This is a genomic window from Desulfosarcina sp. (genome assembly GCF_055467485.1).
In genome coordinates this window covers 1-10,617 of the sequence record NZ_JBUOIV010000097.1, presented here as the reverse complement: position 1 = coordinate 10,617, position 10,617 = coordinate 1, and the positions used below count along the sequence as shown (strand labels likewise).

The window sequence follows — 10,617 nt, the reverse complement described above, 5'->3', positions numbered from 1 at the left end:
AGCATGGCAGACTGGTACAAGAAACTCAATGACGACGCATTCCCTCTTCGGTGCAGGTTGTCCTGGGAGGGGGGCTATGCGGATCTAACTGACTGCACGGTAGACCTTCATTACATCCTCCAAAAGTCGGGAGAAACTGCTGTCACTGTCGGATTACGACTACACCTGCACTTACGCCATCCTGGAAAGCCCCATGGAATTGAGCGATTACGTGGCCACTTTGCGGCTGTCGCCCGTTACCGAAGGCAACCGCTGCTTTATTGAGTGGTCTGCGGAATTCGATTGCCCACCGGAAAAGGTTGCCGAGCTGGCCGAAACCGTCGGCGGCGGTATGTTTCAGAGCGGGCTCGACGCATTAAAGAAACGCTACGGGCAACGATGAAGATTACCGTCATACGATCGGCCGTCATTGAGGCCCCAATCGATCGGGTCTGGGCTGTGCTGCGCGATTTCAACAGTCACAACCGCTGGCATCCGGCCGTCGCCCGCAGCCGGATGGAAAACGATCTCGACGGCGACGTGGTGGGCGGGGTGCGACGATTGCGCCTTGCCGACGGCGGCGAGCTGCGTGAGCAGCTGCTGCGCCACAGCGACCGCGAGCACACCTATACTTATTGCATCCTCGATTCGCCCCTACCGCTTTTTGATTACGTGGCCACGGTTCGCCTCAAACCGGTGACCGACGGCAACCAGACCTTCTGGGACTGGCGCTCGCAGTTTAGCGCCCCGGACGACCGTGCCGACGAAATGGAAAACCTGGTTGGCCGACAGGTCTACGAGGCCGGCTTCACGGGGCTGCGGATGTTTCTGGCCGGACAGACGGCGCACCCCCGAACTCCAGGTCCTGATGCGGCGACGGCAGTGGCGGTAGCCGTTGGTGGCGAGCACCTGCCTTCCAAGGCGGTGGTGGTGGCAGCCGCCGGAGGCCCCGAGGTCATGTCCCTTTGCGATGTGACGGTCTCTGCGCCGGGCCCCCGACAGGTGCGCATCCGTCAGACCGCCATTGCGGTCAACTACCTCGATCTCAAGCATCGCCGGGGAATCGACCCGGGCCTGGACCTGCCGGGGACACCGGGTATGGAAGGCGTGGGTGAGATCATCGACGTGGGGCAACAGGTCAATGGCTTATTTTCGGGTGACCGGGTGGCCTACATGAGCCGAACGCCCGGGGCCTATGCCGACATCCGCTGTATCGATGCCGACGCGTGCATACCTCTGCCCGATGGCGTATCCGATATTGACGCTTCAACGTTGCTCAAGGGCGTTACGGCTGCGTTACTGCTTAGCCGTGTGTTCAGAGCAGCCCCGGGCGCGACGATTCTGATCCAGACGGTTTCCGGTGGCGTGGGTCACTTGCTCAGCCAATGGGCCAAATCCATGGATCTCACCGTCATAGGCACGGTATCCACCACCGAGAAGGCCAAGTTCAGCCGAGACTGCGGCTGCGACTACCCCATTGTGGTCGCGGACGATACCCCCTTAGCGGCCGAAGTGATGCGCATCACCAATGGGCGTGGGGTCGATTACTGGATCCACAGCAGCGGCGTCCATGGGTTCGATACGGCCGTCGCCTGCCTGGCCCTCTGCGGGCACTGCGCCGTAATCGGCGACCGCGATGGACAGTCCATCCGCCTAGACGTAAATGTGTTGAAGCGGCGGTCCCTGACCCTCTCGGTTCCGGTATGTTTCGACTATTTCGACGATCGGCCCTACCTGCAGCGCCTCGCCCATCGACTGTTCGCAAAGATTCAAAGCCGCATGATAGTGCCCGCCATCGAAGTGTTTCCCCTAAGCCAGGCGACTGAAGCCCATATTCGGATCGAATCCCGCCAGACCATGGGTGCAGTCGTTCTGACCCCTGGAGGGTAACCCCCGGAAATTGTCCACTGGGGGAATCGGTTATTTTCGATCTGAAACGACTTCGTCAGGATGGCTATAGACGGTAAATTCGGCCGGCGCGCATAATAAAAGAGGGGTTTGCCAGCGCGCTGATATCTCGGCAAGGGTCGCTTTCCACAGCGATGATATCGGCCTGCTTGCCGACTGCGATCGACCCGATCTCATCCAACCGGCCCATGGCGGTGGCCGCCGTTTGGGTTGCCGCAACCATGGCCTGCATGGCGGTCATGCCGCCGGCTGCCATCGCATCCAGCTCCTGCCAAAAACGGTCAAAGGGGGTCAGGGGCAGCCCGGCATCGTCGCCGGCCACGCAAACCACCCCCGCATCCAGCATTCCCTGTAAGGATCTCAATTTTTCCTCCACGCAGCGGGACATATCGTTTAATTTCTTTTCCTCCGCCTTTGACAATGGTGCCTTTTCCCGTTTTTCGGTTAAATTATTTACCATATCTCTGTACAATTGGATCGTGGGGGTAACATAAATGCCGGCTGCGGCAATTCGATCGGCAATTGCCGGATCGAACTGTAAGACGAATTCGGGCAGTTCGAAACAGGCGTGCTCGATGTGGTCGATCCCCGCCTCGATGGCGTTGCAAATGCCGGGGATGCCTCGGCAGTGAGCCGCCACGGTTTTGCCGATGCGATGGGCGGTTTCCACCGCGGCACTCAGCTCCGCCACGGAAAAAGAGGCGAATTCCGGGTAGGTCCCGGGGGTCCCGCCGCCGGTGGCCATCACCTTGATAAAATCCGCTCCCTCTTTGAAACTCTGTCGCACCGCTTTGACAATTTCTTCGACGCCGTCTACTTCCCTCCCCTCCTGATAAGCGTGCCCTCCGGTCATGGTTATAAAGGAGCCGCTTAGTATGATGCGGGGTCCCTCTGCCAGTCCTTTTTCAATGGCACGGCGCAGCTGAAAAACCAATCCGTCGCGATCGCCGCAATCCCTTACAGTCGTCACTCCGCTCATCAGGGCTTTGCGAGCATTGCGGGCCGCCCAGAGCAGCAATATTTCATTGGTTTCCGCAGCTAAGGCCGTCCAAGGTGTTCCATCCGCCGGCATGCACAGGTGAGCGTGGCTGTTGATCAGTCCGGGCAGTACATACTTACCGGAAAGATCGATAACTTCTCCGAGGGCTTCCCCGCTTCCCAGGTCGTTTTGAGATCCGACGGCACTTATCTTGTCACCTTCCACCAAAACAAAAGCGTTCGGCAGGATCGTTTCGTGCTCCACATCCACCAAGCCTTTGGCTTTGATCAATATCGGCATTATCTGCTTCCTCAACCCTTTCATTTTAAACTCCTTTCCCGTCTAAAGATGCAACCATATCATCAGGTGTGGAGGGTGTCTACAGATATCCCTCTGATAGATATGTGCGAAAAATATTTCAACAAGTAACCGTGGTTTTGCACGGTCGGCATTTTGTCAAGGGATCGAATCACGGCACATCAAACTTTTAATTTCTTCTTGACACGTTGCAATGGATATAATATCCAAAACGCATAGTACATGTATACCGAACATTGTGACCGAGATGTGTCCCTGCCGCGATCCCATTTCCTCTGTCTGCTTGTCGAATGGGCAGGCGCTCCTGGAGTAATACCTCATGTCCGTCCTCATCGGTCTTTCGGGAAGCGATATTCAGCACGGCCCAGGCCGGCTGGGCGAGGTTGTTTCAGCATTACACTTGCCCGTAAGGGAGGACATCATAGACCATACTTCGAAGAAAAGCGGTGCCGATCTGAAGGCGATATCTCACCGGTCAGCCCTTTGAAGCTGCCGGCTGAGGATCGACGACCATCTTTAGGAGAACACTGAATGTATTTGGATGATGAAGAGAAAAGAATGCTTGAGGGCGATTTCGGAAGCGGGACGGCAGAGGCTATGAAACTTCAGGTTGCCCTGGGCGAAGCATTCGATGCCGAGCGTATGATCGAGATTAGCCGCGCCCATGTGTCCCTTGCCCATTATCCCTCGGATGTCTGGTATACGGCCAAATTGGCGGCGGGCGGGGCGCGTTGCCGAATCAAGCCTACCTGTAATCCCCTGTATGATTTAGACTATCTGGAAAACGTCGGAATCAGGGATCCTGCAAATGAAGCCGAGTTGCTGCGAAGCTTAAGGGAAACTTTTTTAAAGCTCGGCATCATCTTGACCTATAGCTGTACGCCCGAGATTCAATCGAACGTGCCGCGCTTCGGGGAGTATGTCGCTTTTGCAGAGTCGAGCGCCACGCCTTACGTCAATGCGGTTTGTGGCGCCAGATCCAACCGGGAGTCTGCTAAAAGTGCACTTGCGGCGGCCATCACCGGAAGAGCACCTCTTTACGGGTATCTATTGGATGAAAATCGCACCGGCAATGTCCTGATAGAAGTTGAAACGCCCGTTAATGATGATTTCGACTACCATCTTTTAGGCTATGCCGCCTCGCACAAGATGGGACCGGGGGTTCCGGTATTCACTGGTATGCCCATGAAACCGTCACCCGAAGAACTGGTTTGCTTCGGCGCCCAGCTGGCCACCGGCGGATCGGTGGCAATGTACCACATTGTCGGTGTTACGCCGGAAGCTTCTGATCTTGAAACCGCCTTCGGAGGGAAGACTCCCGAAAAGAAGCTGACCATTACGGATCGTGATCTGCAAAAAACACAGGAACTGCTTTCCCACGGCAACGGGAGGATCGAATTTGTCATGCTGGGCTGTCCCCATTATTCCATCGGTCAGGTGGCGGAGGTCGCCCGGCTATTAGAGGGTAAAAAGATTCATCCCGAGGTCGACTTCTGGGTATTGACATCTCCTGCCACGCGGGGACTTGCGGACCGGATGGGATATCTTGACACCATCAACCGCGCGGGGGGGCACATCATCGGCGGCACATGTGCGGATATTTCCTGCTGGTACGGCATTTATTCCGGAAAAGTCGGTGTCACCGATAGTGTTAAGGCCGCCTACTATACACCCAGGGTCGATATGAATTTTCAGCTGAAACGGCGATATGAGTGCATAGAAATTGCGCTCAGGGGAGGAGCGGCATAACCATGGGAAATGAGAACGCCTTGACGTTTACCTGTCACAGAATAAGCGGCGGATCGACAGAAGGCCAAGTGCTCATATCTCCCGAACCCGTGTGTTTCTATATGATAGACACCGATACCGGTAAAATAAATGAGAGCAGCCATGCACTGGTCGGGCAGAGTATCACAGATAAGGTCCTGGTCCTGCCCAGTGGTAAGGGGAGTTCGGTCGTACAGGACGAAGGGCTGTTTGCACTCAAGCAGAAAAATACCGGCCCCAAGGGCATTATCGTCAAAACTCCGGATACGGTCCTGGTGGCCGGAACAATTGTCATGGACTATCCGCTTTTTGACCGGGTAGACAAAGAGTTTTACGTTCATATTGAAAACGGTGATTATGTCAGAATCGATGCGGACAGGGAACTGATAATGTTGGTGAAAAAAAAGGCGTGCTAAAAAAAGGGATCTCGTTTTCACCCAAACCGTGTCAATGAAGATCTGAAACACCATTTTCCGAAAACCCAATACCCCACAACCGGGTAAAAGACATCACGGACATGAGTCTAAGAAGGGCAAGCTAGATGACAATCTCCTGGATAAGAAGCATACGACCGGAATCGGCCGAAGGCCGTTTGAAGGAAATCTATGATAAGGTGGCGACCGCCGGCGGTGACGTCCACAACCTTTACCAGGCCCAAAGCCTGCGGCCGGAATCCATTTTAGGACACGATGTCTTGTATAAGAGTATCCTGCATACGGGTGAATTTACATGCCCCCGGTGGTTTCTCGAAGCGGTGGCTGTTTATACCAGCGTTCTGAACCGATGCAACTATGCCATCGCGCACCACTGCGCCAATATGGCGTATCTTTTGGCAGATCGGGAGCGAGCGCAAAAAATATGTGAGGCTTTCCGAAATGATAAGCCCGAGACGGCGTTTGAGGGCAAAGAACTGGCCTTGCTCGGGTATACGCGGAAATTAACATTACACCCCGAGGATATGGAAAAAACAGATATAGAGGCGCTTAAAAAAAACGGTGTATCGGATGAAGAAATTCTTGAGGTAAATCAGGTGACGGCAGGTTTCGGTTATTCGAACCGAGTTTTAAACGGTCTCGGTGTTGAACTTGGAAACGAAAAGATTGGATTATATTGAAAGTGGAAAATATGTAAATATCGCGTCAAGGGTTTGCGGAAATGAATGTTATTAATGCACCGGATAGGTGGACAATGAAGGAGTGTGTTCTGGCAGTTCTGGATGGCAAACAGCCGGATCGCCTGCCCTTTATCGACCGGATAGAAATCTGGTATAAGGGCATGCAGGCCAGGGGGACCATGCCGCAGGAGTATGCGGGTATGTCTCTGAACGAGGTCCACAAAACCGTAGGGATCGGCCGAGAGAAATTTTCGATACCCTATGCGTTAAAACTGCGCGGGGTGGACATGCGCATCTATTTTGAAAACCAATTGATTTATCGGGAAACTGATCCGGCTGTGCGCTATTTTCCGGCCCAGTACTCGCCCGATGAAATCCCCCGCAACAAGCCGGGAACCAGCATCGTCGAATACAAAACGCCTGTCGGTTCTGTAAGTGTGAGCTATGTATTTGCCGCGAGCATGATTTCGCTGAGCGGTATGGAGCCGTACATGACGACGCATCTGATCAAGGAGCCCGGCGATTACCGGACCATCGAATACATTCTGGAACGAGCGGAATTTGTACCCTTATATGCGGAATTCAAGGCCGAGGAAAAGGAAGTAGGTTCACACGGACTTGTCGTGCCCTGCATTCATCGCATCCCGTTTCAGCAGGCCCTTCTGGAATACCTGGGTGAAATGAGCTTGTTTCAGGCGCTTTACGACAGCATTGATAAACTCGATCGGCTGATTCACATCCTGGATCAGCAGATGGCGGACATCCTCGACAGGCTCGCGGATACGGATCTGCCCTACATCGAATTCGGGGATAATCTGGATGGCATGATGACCAACCCGGATCTGTTCAGGCAGTACTGCCTGCCGCAGTACCAGAAGTATACGCAGATCCTTCACGCCCAGGGCAAAAAGGTGGGCAGCCACACGGATGGGAACCTGAAGCCATTGGTGGATCTGCTCACGGAGTCCGGGCTCGATGTGTGCGAATCCTTTACACCCCAACCGCTGACTGAATTGCCATTTGAAGAGGCCTGGCAAAAGTGGCGCAACGGTCCGATCATTTGGGGTGGTATTCCCAGCAGTCTACTCGAAGCGCGGACCGCGCAGCCGGTCTTCGAGGCCTTCGTCGACAAGCTGCTGGCAACCGTTGGCAAAGGCCCTATCATTATCGGCGTGGGGGACATGGTCCTGGACAACAACAAGATCGATCGGGTGAAATATATTGCAGAGAAGGTTGAGGCGCACGACACCATGGGTTTCGATTGTGGCCCAGGTTAAATCTAAATACACTGATGTAACGAATTCATATCTATTGCTCACCGAATTTTGACAAACCAAGTACCCACCGCAACAATCCCTCGTTGTCAATTGAAATGAAGTGTTAACAGCATCGCACCTCGTATGCTCTTTTTCTCTTGACAAACAATTTTTTTGGGAATAAAATCCCAATTTATCTATTATACTCGGAAAAGGGAGATGAAAACCTACCATTCACCTGAGGGCCTTGCGGCACGCTCAAGTGCCATAAATGTCCCCATGTATTCGCCGTATGTCGTTGGGTTCTCCAGATCAAGAGGAGGAAATTTTTTGTCCTGGAAAGGAGGTGAGAGAGAGAGACGAAGAGCCCCTCCATTGAGTTATTTGGGGGACTGTCTGGAGCAAAGCATTGGGGATTCACTTTGATGATAAAAAAAGGAGGTTTTTGTTATGAGAAAGGTGATATGTTTTTTAACTTCGGTAATGGCGGTGGTTTTGCTTATTGGTTTTTCGATTGCTGTTGTGCAAGCGGGGCCTTGTGAGCTTCCAGATTTCGATGCAGGCAACTTCGATGAACCGGTCGACAACCCTTATCTCCCACAATCAGTGACTGATGACCTAGGAACTACATACATATACGAAGCTGAGGATGAAGACGGGCTTATCCGGGATTATATCCATTTCAGCACTGACATCAAAGAGATCACGATCGATGAGACCACGGTCACATGCATTGTGGTCAACGATGTAGAGTGGATCTGGGTTGAGGAAAAGGGGGAGTGGTTTAAATTGGAGGAGACGGAAGATTGGCATGCCTGGGACAATTTCGGGAATTTCTGGTACTTCGGGGAGGATACCATAGAGTATTTATACGACGATGACTGGACCCTAGCCGGCACTAGCGTGGAAGGTTCCTGGGAGGCCGGTGTTGACGGCGCATTGCCAGGGATCATCCTGCCGGGCGAACCCCAACCAGGGGACTGCTACCAACAGGAATACTACGAGGATGAGGCAGAGGATGTGGGCAAGATCCTGAGGACCAATGCGACAGTCTCTATTGATTTTGGCGATTATGAAGACTGTATGAAGATGAAAGAGTGGACAAAACTTGAGCCTGGCAACATCGAGCACAAGTACTACGCTCCGGGTTTTGGACTGGTGTACATTAAAGAGCTCAAGGAAAAGACAGTCAAGGTCGAGCTGGTCGATGTGGTTTCTGGTGGAATTGTACCTCCCACCGGTCCTCCTACTCCCTAAGAAAACCATTATATTAACCTAAACGGTAGCACCCGTAAGCGGAATCAAGCCCGACCAATTGCGGGTGTTGCTTTTTATGAGGCATGATAGCCTCCACCCTCGCGAGGTCGATCTCGCCGGCCGCCAGAAAATCCTGAATGAGTGCTCCAGCAGCAGGCAGTAGAAGGGAAAATAACCTTTTCGTTGGCGAATGGAAGGGCTGAGAGCAAACCACACCCAATCTTGATGCTCATCGATGTGCTGGTATATCTATCCGACTCACGACTTAAATTGTCATATCGCAATAATAACAAAATCTTAGATATCGTAGGCCATGATTTTGCGATAGGTGATTCCAAAAACAGTGACCGCAGATCGGGGTCTGATATTCTCCAATCTCAATTTGTTGGTAATGAATCAATAATTCGTATGATGTTTTGGAAATTACGGCTAAATCTGATATGTTGAGCAACATCCGTGGAATGGCACCATTTTAAGGATGAGTTGAATATTTGACGTAATCATTAGATATCCTGCAGATATCCTGCGTTTTAGATAACACAATAACAATGATGATAGCTGGTTGTGGAGCTTGACCAATACGGCCGCCAACACTATTACAGGAGAAGAAAATGACTCAGAAGTTTTACGGGTGGTGTGGCAAGATACTCACAGTCAATCTTACGGATTCAAGAATTTCCGAACTGGAAACCATGAGCTATGCGGATCGTTTTTTAGGCGGGCGTGGGATTGCCACTAAAATTTATTGGGAGGAAGTCGGATCTCATGTGGGTGCATTTGATCCCGAGAATTGTCTGATTCTTATGAGCGGCCCCCTGGGGGCTACCGGTGCCCAGGGCGCTTCGCGGTTCGTTGTTGCCGGAAAATCGCCAATGCTATTGCCGGAGGGATTCTGTTACGGTAACCTCGGTGGTTTTTTTGGGCCCTATCTAAAAAAAGCCGGTTACGATGGCATTGTCATTTCAGGACGGTCTCAGAAGCCGGTTTATCTCTGGATTGATGATGGGAAAATCCAAATTTTAGATGCATCCATGATTTGGAGCAAGGGCGTTTATTCTGTAAGGGATATTTTAAAGGCAACCCACGGAAAAAACGTTCGATATATAACGACCGGTGTGGCCGGTGAAAATATGTGCCGCAGTGCCAACTTGATGACAGACAACGAGGGTAGTGCCACCGGCGGGTTCGGGGCGGTGATGGGGTCAAAAAATCTCAAGGCCATAGCGGTGTTGGGCACCGGAAGCCCACTGGTGGCGGATCCCGGAAAATTGAAAGAGCTCAACCAACTGGTCATCCATCTTAACAAACGCGACCCTCTTTTTATTCCTTTTCCCGAAGAACAGGTTCGCCGCACCGGAAAGGCATCCTGTTATCAATGTGGCCTCGATTGCATCATGAGAAATACGTTGCGAACCGCATCCGGTAAAGATTATGTGAGAAAATGTCAAGCCATGTTCGTTTATTTTCCCTGGGTAATGGCAAGACCGGGTGAGTCTGCCGAAACGGCTGTTGATGCGACCGGGATATGCAACGATCTGTCGATCTGCACCATGGAAATGTACAATATCATTCAGTGGCTGGAGGCCTGCTATAAGGCGGGATACCTCAGCCATAAAGATACCGGGCTCGACATCTCAAAGCTTGGCTCGCTCGAGTTTTTTGAAAACCTTTCCAATATGATCGCCCATCGGGAAGGTTTCGGCGATATTTTGGCCGAAGGTCTTCTACGAGCCGGGGAGAGGCTCGGTGAAGGGGCCAGGGCTCATTTTTCAAATGAAGTGTCCGGTGTCGGTGACGGTGCGACTTACTCTGCCCGTGAATACCTTACGAACGGATTGTTGTATGCGCTGGAACCCAGACAGCCGATTGCGATGCTCCATGAAATAAGTCGCTTAACCGGATTTTGGGCCATGCATCAGGCCGATCCTAAATCTTCACCCGTATCTTCCGACGTCTTTCGGGCTGCTGCCGCAAAATTTTGGGGGAATGAGCAGGCATGGGATTTGACAACCCCTGAAGGCAAGGCCCAGGCAGCAGCC

Annotated in this window: 9 protein-coding genes; 8 read left to right on the top strand and 1 reads right to left on the bottom strand. The window is 52.5% G+C overall.

The features are described 5' to 3' along the window. Window positions 1-109 precede the first annotated feature (109 nt). Window positions 110-382, top strand: coding sequence for an SRPBCC family protein (locus ACZCED_RS23910; protein ID WP_464861970.1), 273 nt, complete (start codon window positions 110-112; stop codon window positions 380-382). Further along, window positions 379-1,869 (top strand): SRPBCC family protein, encoded by a 1,491-nt coding sequence (locus tag ACZCED_RS23905; RefSeq protein ID WP_464861969.1) that lies wholly within the window; start codon window positions 379-381, stop codon window positions 1,867-1,869. The genes ACZCED_RS23910 and ACZCED_RS23905 overlap by 4 nt, the downstream gene beginning before the upstream one ends. Window positions 1,870-1,933: 64 nt before the next feature. On the opposite strand, the gene ACZCED_RS23900 is transcribed toward ACZCED_RS23905, so the two are convergent. Beyond that, window positions 1,934-3,166 carry a metal-dependent hydrolase family protein gene (locus ACZCED_RS23900; RefSeq protein WP_464861968.1) on the bottom strand — a complete coding sequence of 411 codons (1,233 nt, stop codon included), beginning with the start codon at window positions 3,164-3,166 and terminating at the stop codon, window positions 1,934-1,936. Window positions 3,167-3,721: 555 nt separating this feature from the next. On the opposite strand from ACZCED_RS23900, the gene ACZCED_RS23895 reads away from it, so the two are divergent. The 6 genes from ACZCED_RS23895 to ACZCED_RS23870 form a co-directional block, all read left to right on the top strand. Beyond that, on the top strand, window positions 3,722-4,933 hold the full coding sequence (locus ACZCED_RS23895) for an aconitase X catalytic domain-containing protein (protein ID WP_464861967.1): 1,212 nt from the start codon (window positions 3,722-3,724) through the stop codon (window positions 4,931-4,933). A gap of 2 nt (window positions 4,934-4,935) precedes the next feature. Then, on the top strand, window positions 4,936-5,367 hold the full coding sequence (locus ACZCED_RS23890) for an aconitase X swivel domain-containing protein (RefSeq protein ID WP_464861966.1): 432 nt from the start codon (window positions 4,936-4,938) through the stop codon (window positions 5,365-5,367). Between the two features lie 125 nt (window positions 5,368-5,492). Beyond that, the gene (locus tag ACZCED_RS23885; RefSeq protein ID WP_464861965.1) at window positions 5,493-6,065 is read left to right on the top strand and encodes a carboxymuconolactone decarboxylase family protein; all 573 of its coding nucleotides are present in this window, start codon (window positions 5,493-5,495) and stop codon (window positions 6,063-6,065) included. Between the two features lie 74 nt (window positions 6,066-6,139). Beyond that, a complete protein-coding gene (locus ACZCED_RS23880) occupies window positions 6,140-7,342 on the top strand; it encodes a uroporphyrinogen decarboxylase family protein (protein ID WP_464861964.1) in 1,203 nt (400 codons plus the stop codon). A gap of 429 nt (window positions 7,343-7,771) precedes the next feature. Next, a complete protein-coding gene (locus ACZCED_RS23875; RefSeq protein WP_464861963.1) occupies window positions 7,772-8,578 on the top strand; it encodes a hypothetical protein in 807 nt (268 codons plus the stop codon). 611 nt (window positions 8,579-9,189) lie between these two features. Next, window positions 9,190-10,617 (top strand): aldehyde ferredoxin oxidoreductase N-terminal domain-containing protein (locus ACZCED_RS23870; protein ID WP_464861962.1); only part of this gene is annotated, 1,428 nt, incomplete at its 3' end.